The following is a 19,528-nucleotide window of genomic DNA, read 5'->3' on the forward strand; positions in this document are numbered from 1 at the left end:
AGCCTCCTGCCGAAGCGCGGTCGCCGACTGCCGGTCGGCGACCGGGCGAGACCCTCGCCCACGTCGATGCACGCGCCCTCACACAACGCGGGGCGGCCGTCCCGTCAGGACACCGTGAATCCGTCGAACGTGGCGATGCCCCGTGCGCCGTTCCAGCCGTTGGCCGCGGTCATGAAGACCCCGACGTCCTGTGCGGCGGTCGCGCCCGACGGTGTCGCCGTGCCCACCGTCGTCCAGGTGACGCCGTCCGAGCTGGCCTCCCCGGTGTAGGAGGCGCCGGACCTGGTCAGCCGCAGTCGCACCGGCGCGGTGAAGGAGCCCGACAGCGCGATCGAGTCGAAACGGCCGTCGCCGTCGGCGTCCCAGCTCAGCGCGCAGCCGTTGGACGGTGTGACCGCCAGGTTCACATAACCCGCGCTGCCCTGAGTGCCCAGGTCGTTGCGGACGCCGAGGCCCGCCCGGGCCCAGCCACCGGTCGCGTCCTGGGACGTGACCGTGACCTCGGCCACGGCTTTGTCGCCGTACGCGCCCGCCCGGTACACCGACCCGAACTCGTTGGTGCCGCCCCACAGGTCGGCCCCGGCGCCCTCGACGGCGATCGCGTCGCCGGCCTGGCCGAACACGGCGTCGTTGAAGGAGACCGTGCGGTACGGGTCGCCGACCCCGGCCGCGGCCACGAGCCGTACCGGCCCGACCGCCTTCCCACCGCCCGGGTACGCCGCCGCTGCGACGACCCGGCCTACCAGTTCCGTCGGCTCACCCGCCAGCGAGACCTCGAAGCGAGCGGCGAACGTTTCGCCGGACGCCACCGACGCCGAGCGCACCGGACCGAGCGGCTTCACCGCCATGCCGTCGGGGGCGGTGACGGAGAGCGTCACGCCGCGTGCCGCCGCGAACCCGTTCCTGTTGGTGAAGGTGACCGTCAGCGTCGCGGGCCTGCCCTCCGCCACCGCTCCCCGGTCGGCCCCCGCGGTGAGGACCGCCTGATGGGCAGTGGCGGCGAGCAGGTCGCGCACACGGCGGGCCAGGGCGTAGGGGGAGCCGTGGGGCTCGGTCGGGTACGTCTCGTGCGCGTGCGCCCAGCGGTCCTCCAGGGCGAACCAGTCGATCGTCGCCGGGGCCTTTCCCATGGCCAGTCCTTTGGCGAGCGCGTCGAAGTACGTCTGCCAGCGGGTGCGGTACAGGCCGCCGACCAGCCCGGACCACTCCCGGTTCGCGTAGTCGTGCAGGCCCTCCTCGCTGCTGGCGCGTCCGCCCCAGGTGGTGAGGAGGGAGCGGGCGTCGTATTCCAGGCGGTCCTTCTCGGCGCGGTCGGCGCCCCAGGTGCGTGCGTCGGCCAGCCAGCGGCCGAGGAGGTGCGGACGGGAGGTGGCCAGCAGGTCGTCGAGGAGGTCCATCCAGTCCAGCCAGGTCCTGGTCAACCTGCCGAACAGGGCCTTCTCCCCGGCCTCGTACGCGGCCTTGATCTGCGGCAGCAGGACACGGCTGCGGTTGGACAGGACCTGCCGGGCCACGTCGACGACGTCGTACCGGTAGGCCGAGCTGTCCCTCAACTCCGGTCGAACGGCGAGCAGTTCGGTGAGTGCGCCGTCGAAGGCCGTGGTGTCGTAGCGGTCCTTCTCCGGGCCCCAGGCGGCGGCCTTGTTCGCCGTCAGGCTCGGACGGGCACCGAACAGGCCGTCGGGTGCCTCGCTCCAGGAGTCCGCCCGGGACATGTTGTACGCGGTGTCGCGGATCGTCTGCCAGGCCGCGGCGGCGTGCCGGTCCGGGCCGCCGTAGCGGGAGAGGGCGTACGCGGCGAACCAGTCGTCCAGGTCGACGGTGCCGGGCGTCCAGGCCAGGTCGGTGAGGAGGGCGAGGGCGGGTGCGTTGTTGTCGGCGGCCTCCGGCATCGCCGCGATCCCGGCGAGCGAACTGCCTTGCTTGTCACGCCACTTGGGGTACTGCTCCACCCAGTCGGGGGCATTGGCGCCGATCGGGGTGTGGCCGCCGAAGTTCCAGATGCTGCCGAAGGCGTACGGGGTGCCGCCCCAGTCGCCCTCCCGGTCGGTGACGGTGGTGTAGCGGTCCGACAGGCCGTCCACGATCAGCATCCGGCTCTTGTCGACGGCGTCCAGGATCGCCCGGGACGGATTGGTCTGCCAGCCCAGGATCGCCCAGACCGCGCCCGGGTGGGCTTTCTGCAGCGCCGACTCCACGGCTTTCGCGGCCTCGCCTACCGGTACGTCACCGGGGTTGCCGCCCTCGTGCAGCAGATCCATCTTGTAGATCGTGCTCTCGCCGAACCGCTCCGTCTGGGCCCGGTAGAAGGCGGCGGCCACCTCGTCGAAGGCCATGGTCCGCGGGTCCAGCCAGTCGGGGCGCTTGAAGGCCCCCCAGGTGCCCTGCGCCACCACCGTCGCGTCCCCGCCGTGCCGGGCGGGGAAGTCGTCCGGCACGGTGCCGTAGTAACCCGGCAGGACCGGCGTCATGCCCAGGTCGCGAATCCGGTCCACGATCTTCCCGGCGAGCGCGGCACGTTGCTCGATGAGTTGCCGCGAGACCGGTCCGCCGAAGCCCGACATGTTCTGCAGCAGCCACCAGGGCTGGTGCGCGGGGGCCGGGATCCAGGCGCGCAGCGCGGCGTCGGAGTAACCGAAACGACGGAAGGCGTCGTAGTACACCGCGTCGCCGCCGATGTAGACGAGGACCCGGTTGACCCCGTGTACCGCCAGCACGTCCAGCTCGCGCTGCCACGCGTCCCAGTCGCGGTAGGCGCCGGTGTAACCCTCGTTGGTGTCGTTGAAGGCGAAGCGGTGCGGCACGTCGGCCGTTCCCGTGATCTCCTCGGCGGGCGCGGGGAGGGTGTGCGGCAGGTTCAGCTGCTCGCCGGTCCAGGAGACGGAGGCGTGGGCGGTCCGCCGCAGGTAGGTGTGGAGACCGGCGAGCAGCACCGCGGGGCTGGTGCCCTCCACCGTGAGGTGCCCGGCCCGGCCGGTGACCCGGAAGCGGTCGGTGTCGCCGTCGACGGGCCGCAGGGTGAACTGCCGGTGGTGGTCGGGAAGCAGACGCTTCAGCGCGGCCGCGGCGGGAGCGGTGTCGAACCGGGCGCGGCCGGCCGCGTACGCGTCCTGCGGGCGGGTCAGCAGCGCGGCGCCGCCCAGCGCGACCGCACCCGTGAGGATCCGTCTGCGGCTGATCCCCGTGCAGTCGAGGTCGCCTCGGTTGTCCTGCATGAACGTCCTTCCGACAGAGCTCAGTTGTTCGTCGTGATCGTCATGGCGAAGATGTGCAGGGCGGGGACGCCCGACTGGAGGCCGTCACTGACCTTGGGCAGGACCAGGGACCGCAGCTCCTTGCCGGCCGCCAGGTCGACCCCGAAGGTGAACAGGCTGACAGGGGTGTCGTCCCGGCCGGTGGTGATGTGGCGGTAGGGCACCACCACCGCGGCGGAGGAGCTCGCCCCGTACCAGTCGGGGACGGCGACCGGGAACGCCTGCTCGGTGCCGTCGGCGTAGACGACCTTGCCCTCGCCCTTGCCTTCGCCCCAGGTGCTGGTGCCGAGGAAGGACAGCCGGCTCCCGGAGCCGGACAGCAGCACGGTCTGGCCGGAGGAGACGACGTTGTCCTTGTTCCCTGGCCGGGTGTCCGGCCAGGTGAAGGGCACCCCGTCGTACGTGACCGTGGCACCCGGAGCGAGCCCCACCGACGCCAGCGCCTCGGCGGACAGGCTGGAGTTCGAGCCGTCGATGTTCGCGACCGTGAGGGCGTCGTCGGAGGCGATCCCCGCGTTGTCGAAGGCGCCCGGCAGCGACCGGTACGGCAGCAGAACGGAAGAGGTCGAACGGGTGCAGTCGGAGCCGTGCCGGTGCACGTCGAACAGCGCGTGCGCGGTGAACGTGATCCGTCCCTCGACGTCGTCGGAGAGGCGGGTCCGCCAGGTGCGCGTCACCGACCGTCCGGGGGCGAGGCTGCCCACGCTGTCCGGTTTCGACGTATCGTCCACGGCGAGGTACAGCACGGCGCCGCGCAGCGCGATCCCGGTGGTGTTGGTGAGGACGGCCGTCAGGGTCACGGCCTTGCCCGGCTCGGGTGCGGGTGGGGTGACGGTGAGCGAGACGGGCGGCGGGAGGAAGTCCTCCTCGGGGCGGTAGGCGTTCACGACTCCTCCACGGTGAAGTGGTCGAACACGGCCCGGACCGTCGTGCCCGGGTAGTTGAGGTTCACGGCGCTCGCCACCACACCGGCGTCCAGGGCGCCGTTCGCGGAGGGCACGGTCAAGCCGGCGATCTCGTTCCAGGCGAGGCCGTTGGTGGTGGAGTACGCGGTGTAGGTGGTGCCGGAGCGGACCAGGCGCAGCCAGGCGGGGTGGGTGGAAGCGCCGCCGCCGGCCCAGGTGTCGAGGTGTCCGTCGCCGTCACTGTCGGTCATGAACTCCACGCCGTACGACTTCGACATGGTGAGCACGGCGTAGCCGCCCTTCTCCGGCGCGGTCAGGTCGTTCGCGACGGCGATCCCGTACTTGGCGGCGGGATTGTCGCTCCCGGTGAGGCCGACCGTCTTGACCTGCACCACGCTCGACGCGGGGGCGGAGCCGGGCAACAGGATGCCGCCCTTCTCGTCACGGCCGCCGGACAGGTCACCGCCGCCCGCCCAGATCACCAACTGGCTGCCGTACTGGCCGAACCGGGCGTCGTCGGTGGTGGCGAACGTCCTGTACGGGTCGCGCACCCCGTTCGGTTCGTAGGGCACGCTGACGGTTTTCGCGGCCCGCGCGCAGTCGGCGCTGCGTCCGTCCACGTCGAAGAGCACGTGCGCGGTGAAAGCGACGTCCCCCGCGACATCGGCCGGCATCGACGTGCGCCACCTGCGCGTGACCTTCGCGCCACGGCGCAGATCACCGAGCGGGACGGTGCGCGCGGCGGTCGCCGCGCCCGGGTCCACCAGGTACAGGACGGCACCGCGCAGCGGGAACGGGCAGTAGTTGACGAGGACCGCGGTGGCGGTGACGGCGTCACCGCCGGCCGGTTCGGCGGGTTCGGTGGTGACGGTGAGGGTGGGGCCGAGGGTGTCCGTACGGGTGCTCACGCCGCTCACCGCCGCTCCCAGTCGACGGTGAAGGTGTTGGCGAGTTCGCTGGGAAGCTTCCCCGGGACACTGATGTGGACCTTGCCGTCGGAACGCGTCCACTTCAGCGGCCCGTCGTGACCGAGCAGCCGGATTTGCGAGGTCGCGGAGAGGGGAATGTCCGCGGGCACGGAGAGGGTGCCACTCGGGGCACCCAGCACGATGATGTTGAACTTGCCCGGGGTGACGGTGTACCGGATGCCGAGGGCGCTGCCCTCTTCCTCGGCCCGCACCCAGGGTGTCGAGCCGTAGATCGCGGGCCCGTTGACCTTCAGCCAGGCGCCGATGTCCCGCAGCCGCCGCTGCATGACGTCCGGGATCGTGCCGTCCGGCTTCGGCCCGATGTTCAGCAGCAGGTTGCCGTTCTTGCTGGTGACGTCGGCGAGCAGGTGGACGAGGAACTCGGAGGTCTTGTAGTCCCCCTCGACCTCGAACTTGTTGTAGCCCCAGGAGTAGCCCATCGTGATGCAGCACTCCCACTTCTGGGGATCCATCGTGGGGTTGGTGCGCTGTTCGTAGGTGGCGAAGTCGAAGTGCGTGTCGAAGCGGTCGTTGACCACGACACCCTTGGGGCGGCTGCGGTTCTTCGCCTTGTTGTAGTAGTGGGAGAGGGGCTCCTCACTGCGCCACGGCGGTTCGCCGGTGGGCCGGAACCACTGGCCGTCCGCCCACAGCAGTTCCGGGTCGTAGCGGTCGATGATCTCGTACAGCTGCTTCAGTTCGTAGTCCCCGATGTAGTCGTCGACCGGCCTGTAGCCGGTCATCGGGACCTCTTCACCGGTGTAGAAGTTCTTCATCGGCCGGCCGATCGCCGGGTTGAAGAACTCGCCGAGCGAGTAGTACAGGCCGGGCCGTACGGTGCCGCGTTTGCGGGCGGCCGTCATCAGTTCGCCGACCAGGTCGCGTTTCGGGCCGTACTTCCCGGCATGACGGTCCGTCACCTTGCTCGGCCACAGGGCGAATCCGTCGTGGTGCTTGCTGGTCAGTGCGAAGTACTCGGCGCCCGCCTGCTCGAACAGCCGCACCCAGGCGTCCGGGTCGTAGTTCTCGGCCGTGAACCGCGGGATGAAGTCGTCGTAGAGGAAGTCCTGGCCGTAGGTGTCGCGGTGGTACTTCCAGGTGGGATCGGTGTCGAAGCTCTGGTACCAGAGGTACCACTCGGCGGCCATCTGCCGGGCGGAGCCGGCGGGGACCGAGTAGACGCCCCAGTGGACGAAGATGCCGAACTTGGCGTCCTTGTACCAGCGCGGTACGGGGTGGGTGTCGAGGGACTTCTTCGTGGGCTCGTAGTCGGGGATGCCGTCGCTGATCGCGTGGGCGGCACCGGGCGGTGCCAGGAGCACTGCTGAGCCGAGAGCAGTGGCCGTGGTCAGGAAGCGTCTACGGCTGACGTTCACGGGAGACCTCTCAGTCGATGGTCGAGAAGGAGTCGAAGACGGCTGTGGTGGTCTGGTCGGGGTGGCCGAGGTTGACGGCGCTCGCGACCATCCCGGCGTCGAGGCCGCCGCCACCGGCTCCGTCGTCGGCGGACGGCACGGTCGCGGTCCCGATCCGCTGCCAGGACGTGCCGTCGGTGCTGGCGTACGCGGTGTAGGCGGTGCCCTCGCGGGTGAGCCTGAGCCAGGCCGGGTGGTACGAGGAGCCGCCGCCCTCCCCCACTCTCGGCTTCGCTCGAGCGGGGGGACCCCCACCGGTGTCCAGCCGCCCGTCGCCGTCGCTGTCGGTCATGAACTCCACGCCGTAGCTCCTCGACATGGTCAGCACCGCGTAGCCGCCGTTCTCCGGGGCGGTCAGATCGTTCGCGACGGCGATCCCAGCCTTGGCGGAGGGGCCGCTGCCGGTCTGGCCGACGAGGCGGGCGGTGACGCTGCCGGAGGCGGGCACGGCATCGGGCACATGGATGGCGGCCTTCTCGTCCTTCCAGCCGGCCAGGTCCTGACCGCCGGCCCAGATCGCGAACTGGCCGTGGTTCTGTGCGTATTGGGCGGCCTCGGCGGTGGCGAACGTCCGGTACGGGAGCTGGACCGCGGACGGGACGGGGGTGAGGTCGGCGGTCACGCTGTCGGTGTCGCGGCGCGTCCGGCCGCCCTGCCGGTAGGAGGTGCGTACGCCGATGTCGTACGGTCCCCATGCCGCGTCGGCGGACGGGGTGACGCGCCAGGTGACGATGGAACTCCCGCCAGGGGCAAGGGAGTCGCTGCCCGTTTCCCCCTCCACTGCGGCGGTCCAGCCGTCCGGCAGGCGCAGCCCGGTGGTCACCCGGGTGACCACCTTGGTGCCGGAGTTGGTGACGGTCGCGGTGATCTCCGTACTCCGGCCGCTGTGCAGGCTCGGGCGGTAAGGGATGAGCCGGACACGCGCCGAGGGGCAGTCGCGGGCCGCCCCGAGGACCGCGAGGTCGACCGCGTCGGCGAACGCCTTCATCCCGGTGTCGTTCGGGTGCAGATGGTCACCGGAGTCGAACGCGGCGGCGTAGCGGGTGGGGTCAGCCGGATCCCGCACCGCCTTGTCGAAGTCGGCGTAGCCGTCGAAGACGCCGCCGGAGTCGCGCACGAAGGTGTTGACCTTCTGCCGGTCGGCCTCCTTGGCCTCGGTCCAGTAGTCGCCCCAGCCCCGGTACGGGACCACGGTCGTGCCGATCACCCGCAGCCCCCGGGCGTGGGCCCGCCGCGCGATCTCCTTCATGCCGTCGATCACCTGGTCGCCGGTGGCGCCGCCCCAGCTGAGGTCGTTGACGCCCTCGAAGAGGATCACCGTCCTGGCTCCCGGCTGGGACAGCACATCGCGCTCCAGCCGCTGAAGTGCCGAGGGGTTGCCGTCGATCCCGGCCGTGATGCGGTTCCCGCTGATGCCCGCGTTCAGTACTCCGGCGGGGGAGGCACAGGCCGACAGCCGGGCCGCCAGGTAGTCGGGCCAGCGCCGGTTGGCGTCCGAGGTGGAGGCGGCTCCGTCGGTGATGGAGTCACCGAGCGCGACGACGGAGCCCCGCGCCCGCCCGCCCCGCACGTCGACACCGGTGAGGAACGGGAAGGTGGAGTCGGTCGTGGTGAACGCGTCGCCACCGGTGTCCCCGGCGTGGTCGCCGCCGCCGTCAGGCGTCCAGTAGACCGTCTGCAGCCCCATCCAGTGCTGGCTCACGTGGGTGAGCCTGCCGGGGAAGTACAGGCTGACCACCAGGTCGCTCCGGGCGGCCACGGGAATCCGCACCCCGTCGCTCGCCGCCTGCCCCCCGGCCGGGATCGTCACCGTCCCCTCGCCACCGAACGTCAGGTCGCGCGGGCTGGAGACGGACGAGCCTCCCGCGCGCCGCGCCACGGTCGCGTGCCCGATCGTCACCGGCTGGTCGGAGAACGCGTTGGTCAGCCGGATCCGGACGCTCGTCCCACCGGCGCTGACGTGCACCGGGATCCGCACGGTCACCTCCGACGTGCCTGGGTCGTACGACGCGTGCTGCGCGGTCGCCCAGGTCCCTGTCCAGCCGTGCTGTCGAGTCCCGGCTTCGGCCGGAGGCGCCGGGAGCAGGGCCGCAAGGGCAGCCACGACCGTGAGCATCAGCACGGCGAACGTGCCGCGTGTCGAACGCATCCCGCCCCCTACCGTTCCGCGCCGGTGCGCGCGAGTGCCCGGTACGCCTTGGCGGCGCCCTTGGCCTTGAAGTTGACGAAAGCCGGGGTCACGCCGAGCGGGGCCGCGTATCCCTTGAGCGTCACGGGGCCACGGACGACCTTGCCGTCGGTGACGTCATGCCAGGTTCCGGTCGGCAGGAAGACGTCCCGGGTTGTGCCTTCGTCGAGTTTCGGCGCGGCCAGCACGGCCGGGCCGAGCATCCACTCGTCAGCGACCGTGTAACTCGCCTCGTCCTTCGGGAAGTCGAAGAACAGCGGCCGCATGATCGGATCGCCGGTCTTCAGGGTGCTTTGCACCTGATCCCAGATGTACGGGGCCAGCCGCTCGTGCGTCGCGATGGCCGACCGGTAGAGGCCGACGGTCTCGCGGTCATAGCCGACCCACTCGCCGGTCGTCGCGTCCCGTACTCCGGTCGGCGAGGTCGAGGCGTACATCAGCGGCATCAGGGACGCCGCCTGCGCCCAGCGGGCCAGGACTTGCTTGCTGGGCGGCGGGTAGCCGAGCGAGCCGCCGATCATGTCGGTCTCGACGAAGGGGTAACCGATCGTGGAGACCGCCAGGTTGGCCGAGACCGCGGCGCGCAGCCCCGCGAAGGTGGTCGGCTTGTCGGCGGTGCGGGTGGCCCCCGGATAGGGGGCGCACCGGTCGTCGAAGAAGGCGGTGTCGAACTTGAACCCGGCGACCCCCAACTCATCCGTCTGGGCCTTGAGATCGTCGGTGTACCACTGCCGTGCGGCCGGGTTCGCCAGGTCGATCAAGCCGGTCTGCCGCCCGTTCCACCAGGTGAAGAGGCACGGCTTGGCCGGGTCGGACGGGTCCTTCAGCAGATACCCGTTGTCGACGGCTTCGGAGAAGTTGGCGGCGGTCTCGGGCATGTACAGGCCCGTCCACATGCCGAGGTCGAAGCCGAGGCGGCCGAGTTGCCCGGACAGGGCGGGCAGGTCGGGGAAGCGTTCGCCGAAGTCGGCGGCGATCACGCTCTCCTCGATCTGCAGAGCGTGTCCGCCGAGCCCGGCGCCGGCCAGCGCGCGGGCCCAGTCGAGGACGTTCTCCTGGGTCTGTTCGCCGTAGAGCTGGGCCCAGGAGTTCCACAGGGGGGTGGCGTACTGCTCGTAGGGGGTGTCGGAGCGTTCGGGCCTGCCGACCAGCGCGATGTGGTCGCGGTACACCTCGGCGGGGGTGTCCTCGACGAACACCGTGGAGGCGGCGGGCCGGTCCCCGGTGACGGTGAACTCGCCGAGCCCGTTGCCGCCGGAGTTGATCCGCACGTCCATCGGGTCGTTCGTGTCCGCCCGCAGTCCGGTGGCGCTGGAGGTGTACCAGAAGGGGGAGACCACCTGGTAGGAGGCCGGGCTGAACCCGGTGTCCACCAGTTGCCCGGAGTCCAGCGGCCAGGGCTGGACGGTCTGGTCGCTGTTCTCGCCGTGGCCGTACCAGTGCCCGGCGCGCTTGAGGTCGTACGCCGTGCTGAGTGCGTCGGCCTGCGCGCCCGACAGGGACCAGTTCATGTCGTACCGGTCGGAGCGCAGGGTGATCCGCAGATCTACGGTGACGTCCGGCAGGTCGGTGGCGGCGGTGACGCGCAGGGTGTTGCCGCTACGGGTGCTGCCGGTGGCCTCCCGGACGATGTGCCAGCCGGCGCCGATCCGGAACCGGAAGGCCGCGGGCGCGGTGGCCAGGACGGTCCGGCCGGCCCGCACGGTGGTGACGGCCAGCCGGTCCGTGGCGACACGCAGTTCGTAGCCGGCTGTCCCGAAGGTGATCGACTCGGAGTCGGCGGCCGCCGGGGCCGCGCCGAGCAGCGGGGCGGCCAGGATCAGCGCCGCCGAGCCGCGGCGGACGGTTCGTCTCGGCCCGGGCATCAGGCACCGCCACCGCAGGTCAGCTTGGCGTCGGCCCAGTCGGCGTGGTCCGTGGAGACATCGCCGTCCCCGTCGACCAGCAGGTCCAGCCAGCGCGCGCCGGTCACGTCCACGTCGATGTCGGTGCCGCCGTCGGAGCCGCGCACCACGGGGGTCGTGGTGAGGGAGCGGCCGTCGGCGATCACCTGGAAGGAGACGCTGCCGCTGTCGCCGACCTCGTCGTCCACCCCGGCGGTCGCGGTGAAGCGGGTGCAGCCGCCGCCGAGATAGACCCGGATATCGCTGTTCGCGTGCACGCCGAGGCCCCTGGCGTAGGTGGTGCCGCCGATACTCAGAGGGCGTCCGTCACCGGCCGCGGACTCCCCGTTGGAGGTGTCCTTCTCGACCGGGCCCCAGCCGTTGACCGCCTTGACCAGGGTGAGGTCGCTCACATAGGCGTCGGCGGACAGCCCGGGCGGTGGCACCTGTACGGCCCGTACACCGGTCACGGTGCCCGGACGGCCGGGCTGGGTGAGCTTGGCGGTCGCGGACAGGACGGCGTAGTGCACCGGGTCGCCGGGCGGGGTGACGGTGTAGTCGGCGGTCACGGTGTCGCCGGGCCGGACCCGGCCGAAACGGGTGGTGTCGCCGGTGGTCGCTCTCCAGCCGTCCGGGACCTTCAGCGCCAGCTCGACGTTCCGTGCGGTCGGCGCGTCCTTCGGCACGGTGAGGGTGACGGGGACCATGGCGGCGGTTCCGGTGCTCAGGAACGGTTCGGCGTCGACGGTGACACGGGCGCCGGAGTCCGGCATGGCGTACGTCTTGGCGCCGTACGAGGGCGCGGCCACCGCGGCGACCTTGATCCCGCCCGCCGAGGCGCCGAGGTCGACGAGCTTCGCCGAACCCGGGCCCGCGCCGGCCTTGGTGGACCACACGGCCAGAGCGATGGTGTTGATGCCCTGCTCGCGCAGGATGCCCTTGGGGATGACGAACCGTGTCTGCGGTCCGGTGTCCGGCAGGTAGCGGCCGATCAGCCAGCCGTTGACGAAGATCTGGGCGCGGTAGCCGGTGTTGCCGCCTGCGCCTGCGCCTTCCCCTTCAGTGAGATCGAGTGCGATCGCGTTGTCCTGGCCCTGCGGCAGGTCGAGCCGCGCGGAGGTGCGGTACCAGCGCACGCCGGGCCCGGTCCTCCCGGTCTGCCCGGAGAGGGTGGTGCTCTTCCAGCCGCCGTCGGGGTAACCGGAGAGGGACCAGCCGGCCCGTTCCCCGTACAGCCCGCCGTGGTTGTACGGCCCCCGGGCGGTGTCGACCGGGTCTTCGCCGCCGCGGCTGCCCTGGATCTTCCAGGTGAGGGTGGAGGCCCCGCCGATCACCTCGGCGCCGAGCAGGCCTCGCGGCTCCTTGGAGTAGTCGTGGCCCCACTCCTCGTTGTGGCCCGCGTTCTCCACCAGGACGGCCAGGATGTTGTCCCCGCTGTCCTTCAGCGCGCCTGCCGGGATGTCGAAGGAGTGCGCGCCGCTGCCGGAGCTGCCGAGGTAACGGCCGTTGAGCCAGACCGCGTACTGCCCGGTGTTACCGGTCTTGGCGTCGAGTGCGAGCGCCGTCGAGGCACCGGTGGTTCTGAACCGGCCGCGGTACCAGACGTCGCCGTGGTGGAAGCCGTACTCGTCCATCGCGAGGACCGGCAGGGACCCGGCCAACTCCGGGTTGTTGGCGGTGAGGTGGTCGGCGGTGATCCAGGTGGAGTCGTCGAAGCCCAGGGCGGACTCCGGTGCCTCCTCCTTGTACTTCCACGTCGTCAGCGGCGGCGGTTCGACCGGGCGCGGTGCCTGAGTGACGGCGACCTTGCGGCCGTTCCAGGTCACCTTCCTGGCGTCCGCGACGACCTCGATCTTCACGGCCTTGGTGGAGTCACCGGTCAGCTTCAGGGTGCCGCCGACCAGTTCGGCCGTACGGAGAAGGGACGGGCCTCGTACCAGCACCGGGCCAGCGGCGGTGTCCTGCCGCCACCAGCGGGCGGTCTCGGCGGTGTCGGCGATCAGCAGCTCCAGGCCGTTCACCAGCACGCGGGCCAGGCCCTTGTGCGTGTAGTTCAGGCGCAGGTCGCCGCGTTCGGCGTCCCAGGTGGTGGTGACATCGCCGTCGAGGAAGGTGACCTCGGGCCGCTCGGCGTACCGCAGGACGGTCTCGCCGGCCTCGCCCGCACGCCCGTACAGCAGCGCCACGTCCCGGTCGCCGATCCGGGCGTGCGTCATGATCTCCGAGGTGGAGTAGACGAGCCGCGTCCCGCCCAGGTCGTAGCCCGCGACGAGGAGTTTGGCGTCCCGGCCGTCGACGGTGATGTCTCCCTGCTGCGGGACGCGCGGGTAATCGCCGTCCCTGCCCGAGAGGGACATCGTGGTCTCGTCCTTGTCCTTCACGCGGGTGTCGGCATGCCGGACGGTGAAGAACTGGGTGCCGTCGTCGGGGTTGACGCGACGGTCTACGCGCAGCGCGTCGTCGGACGGGACGGGGGCCTCGGCCTTGTCCGTGCGCGCCAGCGAGGTCACGGAGTTGACCATGTACCCGAGGCGCTTGAACTCCTGGTACTTCGTCGTCAGTTGGCGGGACTCGTTGATCGGGGCCCCGTAGTCGTACGACGTGTAGACCGCGTTGGGGTCGGCGAGCCAGCCCCAGTTGGTGCCGCCGTACGTCATGTAGAAGGACTGACCGCTCACCCCGGCGGCGATGTTCATCTTGCTGAACACCCGGGTGAAGTCGGTGCCGGTCAGTTTCGCGCAGTCCTCGTATCCGGTGCCGCCCCAAGGGTCGAACGCACCGCCCTGTGCCTCCGGGATGATCAGCGGTGACTCGGGCTTCCACTCGTTGACGTACGCATAGTCGGGCAGGTTCTTCCAGGTGTCGGGGTCCTTGCAGTCGAAGCCCTGTGGGTAGGCGTCGAAGCCGTAGATGTCCGGGGCGCCCTTGCCGCTGACCCAGTTCCTGTTGGCGCCGCCGTCGTTGACGAAGGTGGGCACGTCGATGCCGTCTTCCCGCGCCCAGTCGATGAGGGTCTGCATGTAGTCGGCGTCCTGGCGGCCGCCCTGGTACTCGTTCTCGACCTGGTACAGGATCACTGACCCGGTGCCGCGGGTGTGTTGGTGGCGCGCGATGACCGGGTTGATGCGGCTCATCCACTCCCGGGCCGCCTGCATGTACTCCGGCTCGGAGGTGCGGTTCACGCCGGCCTGTGTCTTCCGCCAGGCGGGCATGCCGCCGCCGGAGACCTCCGCGTTGATGTACGGGCCCGGGCGGGCGATCACATACAGGCCCGCGCGTTCGGCCTCGTCGAGCAGCCGCTCCACGTCACGGATGCCGGTGAAGTCGTACGAGCCCGGCTTGGAGGAGTGGTAGCCCCAGTCGAAGTAGAGCGAGACCGCGTTGAATCCGCCCGCCTTGATCTTCTGGAGTACATCGCGCCACGCGCCCGGGCTGGGCAGCCGGAAGTAGTGGAACTCGGCGCCCCAGATGTACAGGGGCTTGCCGTCGACCCGCACGGAGTACTGGTCGTAGGTGACGGTGTGCCGCGACGGGGCCTGTTGCTCCGCCCGTGCCGGTGCCGCAACGCCCGCGCTGGTCAGGGGCATGACAGTCAGTGCTCCGGCGAGCAGCAGGTATCTCCACTTGGCCCTCATGACGTCAGCCCCTTCACCACTGCCGCCCGCGCGGTCTCGATGTCGCCCACGTCCTTCGTCCGGCCGTCGAGGTTCCGGGTCGCGGTGGTGAGGGCCTCGGTCAGGGCGTCGCTGTCGGCGCCGCCGTCCTTCTTCCGCAGCTGGGCGATGAGTTCGTAGTCCTCGATGCCCTCCTTCAGCTGCTCCCAGCGGATGCTGGACATCGGGCCGTCCTTGCCCGGGTAGACCAGGTACTCGTCGCCCTGCGTGAAGATGTGCACCGGCTGCCTGAAGGGGGCGCTGGTCCAGCTGTTGTACGACCAGCGCAGGAAACCGTCCAGATTCCGCTGGGCGGAGATCCACGGCAGCATCCGCGACTCGACGGCGGGCGAGTACGACAGGGTGTTGGGATGGGCCGGCGAGCCGTACACGTAGAAGGTCGTGATCTTCCTGGCCTTGCGGCGCTCGGCCACCTTCTCCTTCGTCATCGCGTCGATGCCGCCCCAGTCGACGGACAGGTTGGACGCGACGCCCTCGGTGCTGATCGAACCGGCCACGGAGATATGGTCGTCGAAGGCCGGCGCGACCTCGTGGACGAAGTCCTTGACCACCGTCATGGTGTCGATGGGCCGCTCGTCGAAGGACAGCCAGGTGTCCTCCAGCCAGCCCTTCGCCTTCAGGTGCTTCTCGAAGGCGGGAAGGAATGTTCCCCATGCCTCCCGCCAGCGGTCCCCGCCCAGATCGACGTTCTCGTAGACGGTCCTGCCGGTGCGGGTGTCGGTGTAGGTGAGGTGCTCCCGGTCCTGGAACGCCAGCATGGAGAAGGCGCCGATGTCGGGCCCGAGACCGGCGCGTCTGGCAGTCTGGACGTACGTGTCCCAGCGGCTGAAGTCGAAGGAGAACGTCCTCCCGTTCCAGCTCCAGCCCACCATGCTCGTGTACGGCGTGGCGGTCTGCGACTCCCGGGTGCCGAGCGACCACTGGTGGTGCCACGGGTTGTCGACGATGGTGGTGTTGATGACCTTCTGGCCGCGCGAGGCCAGGTCGCGGTCGTACTTCTCGATCAGCTTCCAGTGCCGGTCGGACCAGAGCTTGACGCCGTGGTTCTTGGCGATCGTCTCCGGCTGCGCCCATACGTCGAGGAAGAAGTCGTAGTCCTTCGGGTCGGGCACGCTTGTGTCGGCGACCTCGATGGCCAGCGGATAGTTCGCCTGGGTGCGGCCGTTGGCGCTGACCTTGACCGTGCCGGTGTAGGTGCCGGGCCCGGCCTTCTCGGGGATGTGGAAGGTGAACCACAGCGGCTGCGCCGCATACGCGGGCACGTCCACGGAGGAACGCTCCTCGAGTGCGTCGCCGACCACGTCGGGGTTGCGGTCGCCGGACACCTCCTTGGCGGAACTGACCTGGTCGATGGTGGCGGACCAGTCGACCTCGCTCTTGGAGCGCTGCACGGGTACGTACTTGACGAACCGGACCTGGGTGTCCGCACCGGACAGCTTCGCCCCGCCGGGCCCGGTGAGATCGCCGACCACGGCCTTGACGTCGTCGAGGTCCTGGCCGGAGGCGATCGCCAACTGCGCCGAGACCTGCTCGTTGCGCACGGCGGAGAGCTTGAGCTCCTTGGTGTCCTTGCCCTGGACGGCGGTCATCGGGTAGCGCGGGACCCGTTCCTCCGCCGAGCCGGCGAAGGAGCCGGTGGGAACCCAGGTGATGGTGTCCCTGGTACCCATGGCGTCGGCGACCTTGACGGTCAGCCAGGTGGTGGTGGCCTTGGAGTTGACGTCGGTGCCGGTGGTTGTCGTACCGGTGACGGCGATCGCGGTGGTGCCGGCGGCCACGACCACGCCCGCGACGAAGCCGGCGACAGCTGAGGACGTACGTGCCATGAGCTGGGTTCCCTCTCTCACGGGCGTGCGGGGAGTGGTCCCGGGGCGGGTCCCAGGGGGTGGGAGGCCTGCCGGGGAAACGGGGGTCTGCCAGTGGCGCCGGTGGGGATCAGGTGCGCCTGCGGGTATCGGTGGCGCCGGTGGGGGTGTCAGGAAGTGACGGAGAATCCGCTGAAGACGGCTTCGATGTTCTCGCCGGGGTAGTTGACGTTGGCCGCGCTGGCGACCATCCCTGCGTCACCGGTGCCTGTGGCCGACGGCACTCGGGCGGTGCCGACCTGCGACCATGTGTCGCCGTCCTTGCTGGCGTACGCGGTGTAGGTGGCGCCGTCCCGGGTCAGCTTGAGATACGCCGGGTGGTAGGTCGAGCCACCGCCCGCCCAGGTGTCGAGCTTCCCGTCGCCGTCGCTGTCGGTCATGAACTCAAGTCCGTAACTCTGCGTCATAGCCAGCACGGCGTAACCGCCCTTCTCGGGCGCCGTCAGGTCGTTGGCGAAGGCGACGCCGGCCTTGCCGACCGGTGAGGCGCTGTCCTGGGAGACCAACTGGGCCTGCACGGTGGCCTTCTCGCCGGCCGCGTCGTCGCGGTAGATGACGCCCTTCTCGTCCCTCCAGCCGGACAGGTCCTGGCCGCCCGCCCAGATGGCGAACTGGTCGCCGGCCTGGGCGTACTGCGCGTCCCCGGACGTGGTGGTGTCCGTCGTCAGGTACGGCTCCCGCACGCTGCCCGGGGCGGCCTTCACCCGCGCCTGCACGGTGTCGGAAACCTTCTGGGATCCGTTGTATCCGTTGTAGGTGGCCGTGCCCGTGAGGTCGTGGCTGCCCCAGCGGGTGTCGTCGGCCGGGGTCACCGTCCAGGTGGTGGTGAGTGTGGCGCCGTTCTTGAGTGACGTCGCGGTGGTCGGGCCGGTCGCCTTGGCGGTCCATCCCTCAGGCAGGTCCAGTGCCCCCCTGGTGTTCCGGAGGGTCCCGGTGCCCCAGTTGGTCACCTCGGTGGTCACCTCGAACGGCTTGCCCGCGTCGGTCGACGGGGCGTCCGGGGTGATCAGGACGGAGGCGGCCGGAGCGTCGTCGCGTTTGAGCGCTTTGATGGCCTTGGCCGCCCCCTTGGCCTTGAGGTCGACGAAGGCCGGGGTGACGCCGAGCGGCGCCGCGTACCCCTTCAGGGCCTTGGGGCCGCGGATCACGGTGCCCTGGTTCACGTCGTACCAGGTGCCCGGCGGCAGATGGACGGAGCGGGTGGCGCCGCTGCTCAGCTTGGGCGCTGCCAGCACGGCCGGGCCGAGCATCCACTCGTCGGTGACCGTGTAACTCGCCTCGTCCTTCGGGAAGTCGAAAAACAGCGGCCGCATGATCGGATCGCCGGTCTTCAGGGTGCTCCGCACCTGGTCCCAGATGTAGGGGGCGAGCTTCTCGTGCGTCTCGATCGCCTGCCGGTAGAGGTCGACCGTCTCCTGGTCGTAGTCCACCTTCTGCCCGGTGGTGGTGTCGTTGGTGTCCACCGGGGAGGTCGAGGCGTACATCAGCGGCATCAGCGAGGCGGACTGCGCCCACCGCACCAGCACGTTCTTCGAGGGTGCCGGCTGGCCGCCCGAGCCGCCGATCATGTCGGACTCGACGAACGGGTAGCCGATGGTGGAGATGGCCAGGTTCTGGGTGGCGGAGGCGCGCAGGGAGTCCCAGCCGGTGCCCTTGTCGACCTGACGGGTGACGAAGCCGGCCTCGTGGGCCGTCCGGTTCCAGTGCACCCGGATGCCGGCGCCCTGGAGGTCGAACTCGTCGGCGAGCTGCGTGCCGAGCTTCTGGTAGTCCGTGGCCTGATGGCCTTCGCGCGGCGCGCACTTCTCGTCGAAGAAGCGGGTGTCGAACTTCAGCCCGTCGATGTCGTACGTGTCCATCAGCTTCTTGAGGTTGCCCTCGTACCAGGCCTTGGCCTCGGGGTTCGCCAGGTCGATGATCCCGGCCCGACCGTTCCACCAGGTCACTTCGCACGGCTTGGTCGTGTCCTTGGCGTCCATGAGCAGATAGCCGTGGTCGACCGCGTACTGGTAGTTGACGGAGTCCAGGTTGATCCACAGGGTGACCCAGATGCCGAAGTCGAACCCCATGTCGTGGATCTTCTTGGAGAGGCCCTTGGGATCGGGGAACGTCTTGGGGTCCCAGGTGAGATTGCCGTAGTTCGACTCCCACTTGTCGTCGAGCTGGATGGTGTGCCCGTCGAGGCCGTTGTCGTGGAGGTCGGTGGCGTAGTCGAGCAGTTTCTCCTGGTCGACCTTGGTGTAGAACTGCGCCCAGGAGTTCCACAGCGGCTTGGCGTACTGCTCGTACGTGGCGTCGCTCTTGGCCGGTTTGCCGACGATGGCTACGTAGTCGCGGTAGACCTCCAGCGGGGTCGACTCGACGAACACGGTGGCCTTGTAGGTGTCGGGCGACGCGACGGTGAAGGTGCCGAGGCCGTCCCCGCCCTTGTTGAGCGCCACGTCCATGACGTCCCCGGTGTCGACGCGCAGACCGGTCGACCTGGAGGTGTACCAGAACGGGTCGATCATGTTGTAGGACGCCGGGCCGAAGGTCTTGTGGTCGACCTCGCCGGTGTCGAGCGGCCAGGGCTGGTTGACACCGGGACCGCCTTGCGGGGTCTCCGCCTCGCCGTGGCCGTACCAGTGGCCGGCCGACGACAGGTCGTAGGCGAGGCCGAGATGCTTCGGTCCGCCGCCGTGGACGTCCCAGTCGAGCTGGTAGCGGTCGGCGCGGGGGGTGATCCGGGCTTCCACCGTGGCGCCGTCGAGCGTGCTGTCGGCGGTGACGGTCAGGACGCCGTTCTTCCACGTCCAGTCGGTGACGCCGGTCGCGTGCTGCCACGTGCCGTCGGCCGCGGTGAAGCGCAGGGCGCCGGTGTCGCCGGAGGCGGTGGCCAGCACGGTCTTCCCGGCGCGGCGCGTGGTCAGGGCGAGTTCGTCGGTGGCCACGTCGAGGGTGTAGCCGGGGGCGCCGGCGGAGGCCGGCACGGAGACGGTGACGGCGTGCTCGGTGTGGGCCACCTCAGGTCCGCCGGTGATGGAGGTGGCGGGGCGGGCGGAAGCCGTTGCCGCCGCGCTGGAGCCGGTGACGGGCGCCATCAGCATGGCGGAGGTCAGGGCGGCAGCGAGCAACAGGCCGCCAGGACTGCTCAGTCGGGCGTGCACTCGTGTCCTCCTGTCGGACAGGACGGTGGCTCAGGAGCGGCGGTGCGTGGTGCCGGTGGCGTGCGGAGTGCACGGTCACGAGGAAGCGCGGTGCTTGGCAAGGCTTGCGAGCTGCTTGATCTTGCTTGCAGATGCAAGATTCCAAGTGATTTCGCTCATGCTCTTGCGGTAACCGTCACCTGTCAACATGCGGGACCCGCGGGCTCCCGAGTGCCCGGAGGGTTCTCGTG

The 19,528-nt window shown here is 70.2% G+C and carries 9 protein-coding genes; all 9 read right to left on the reverse strand.

The annotated features are described in order from the left end of the window. Positions 1 to 104: 104 nt before the first annotated feature. On the reverse strand, positions 105 to 3,215 hold the full coding sequence (locus AB0959_RS27370) for an alpha-N-acetylglucosaminidase TIM-barrel domain-containing protein (protein ID WP_366829229.1): 3,111 nt from the start codon (positions 3,213 to 3,215) through the stop codon (positions 105 to 107). A 20-nt stretch (positions 3,216 to 3,235) separates the two neighbouring features. Next, positions 3,236 to 4,141, reverse strand: a complete 906-nt coding sequence (locus AB0959_RS27375) for a beta-glucosidase (protein WP_366829230.1) — start codon at positions 4,139 to 4,141, stop codon at positions 3,236 to 3,238. Next, entirely contained in the window at positions 4,138 to 5,067 is a 930-nt protein-coding gene (locus tag AB0959_RS27380) for a hypothetical protein (protein ID WP_366829231.1), read from the reverse strand. Before AB0959_RS27380 ends, AB0959_RS27375 begins: the two co-directional genes overlap by 4 nt. A gap of 5 nt (positions 5,068 to 5,072) precedes the next feature. Next, a complete protein-coding gene (locus tag AB0959_RS27385) occupies positions 5,073 to 6,503 on the reverse strand; it encodes an alpha-L-fucosidase (RefSeq protein WP_366829232.1) in 1,431 nt (476 codons plus the stop codon). 10 nt (positions 6,504 to 6,513) lie between these two features. After that, positions 6,514 to 8,691 carry a GDSL-type esterase/lipase family protein gene (locus tag AB0959_RS27390; RefSeq protein ID WP_366829233.1) on the reverse strand — a complete coding sequence of 726 codons (2,178 nt, stop codon included), beginning with the start codon at positions 8,689 to 8,691 and terminating at the stop codon, positions 6,514 to 6,516. A gap of 8 nt (positions 8,692 to 8,699) precedes the next feature. After that, positions 8,700 to 10,595, reverse strand: a complete 1,896-nt coding sequence (locus AB0959_RS27395; protein ID WP_366829234.1) for a glycoside hydrolase family 31 protein — start codon at positions 10,593 to 10,595, stop codon at positions 8,700 to 8,702. Continuing rightward, positions 10,595 to 14,248, reverse strand: a complete 3,654-nt coding sequence (locus AB0959_RS27400; RefSeq protein WP_366829235.1) for a beta-galactosidase — start codon at positions 14,246 to 14,248, stop codon at positions 10,595 to 10,597. The genes AB0959_RS27395 and AB0959_RS27400 overlap by 1 nt, the downstream gene beginning before the upstream one ends. Next, positions 14,245 to 16,113 carry a glycoside hydrolase domain-containing protein gene (locus AB0959_RS27405; RefSeq protein WP_366829236.1) on the reverse strand — a complete coding sequence of 623 codons (1,869 nt, stop codon included), beginning with the start codon at positions 16,111 to 16,113 and terminating at the stop codon, positions 14,245 to 14,247. The genes AB0959_RS27400 and AB0959_RS27405 overlap by 4 nt, the downstream gene beginning before the upstream one ends. Positions 16,114 to 16,262: 149 nt before the next feature. Further along, complete coding sequence (locus AB0959_RS27410; RefSeq protein WP_366829315.1) at positions 16,263 to 19,238, reverse strand: TIM-barrel domain-containing protein; 2,976 nt, start codon at positions 19,236 to 19,238, stop codon at positions 16,263 to 16,265. Positions 19,239 to 19,528: the final 290 nt, after the last annotated feature.

It is taken from the genome of Streptomyces sp. NPDC046862 (assembly GCF_040704615.1).
Classification (GTDB): Bacteria; Actinomycetota; Actinomycetes; order Streptomycetales; family Streptomycetaceae; genus Streptomyces.

What these genes read in the sequence shown, in the direction of transcription:
- AB0959_RS27370 (WP_366829229.1), bottom strand. Translation starts at nt 3,215, where the DNA reads ATGCAGGACAACCGAGGCGACCTCGACTGCACGGGGATCAGCCGCAGA.
- AB0959_RS27390 (WP_366829233.1), bottom strand. Translation starts at nt 8,691, where the DNA reads ATGCGTTCGACACGCGGCACGTTCGCCGTGCTGATGCTCACGGTCGTG.
- AB0959_RS27395 (WP_366829234.1), bottom strand. Translation starts at nt 10,595, where the DNA reads ATGCCCGGGCCGAGACGAACCGTCCGCCGCGGCTCGGCGGCGCTGATC.
- AB0959_RS27400 (WP_366829235.1), bottom strand. Translation starts at nt 14,248, where the DNA reads ATGAGGGCCAAGTGGAGATACCTGCTGCTCGCCGGAGCACTGACTGTC.
- AB0959_RS27405 (WP_366829236.1), bottom strand. Translation starts at nt 16,113, where the DNA reads ATGGCACGTACGTCCTCAGCTGTCGCCGGCTTCGTCGCGGGCGTGGTC.
- AB0959_RS27410 (WP_366829315.1), bottom strand. Translation starts at nt 19,238, where the DNA reads ATGCTGATGGCGCCCGTCACCGGCTCCAGCGCGGCGGCAACGGCTTCC.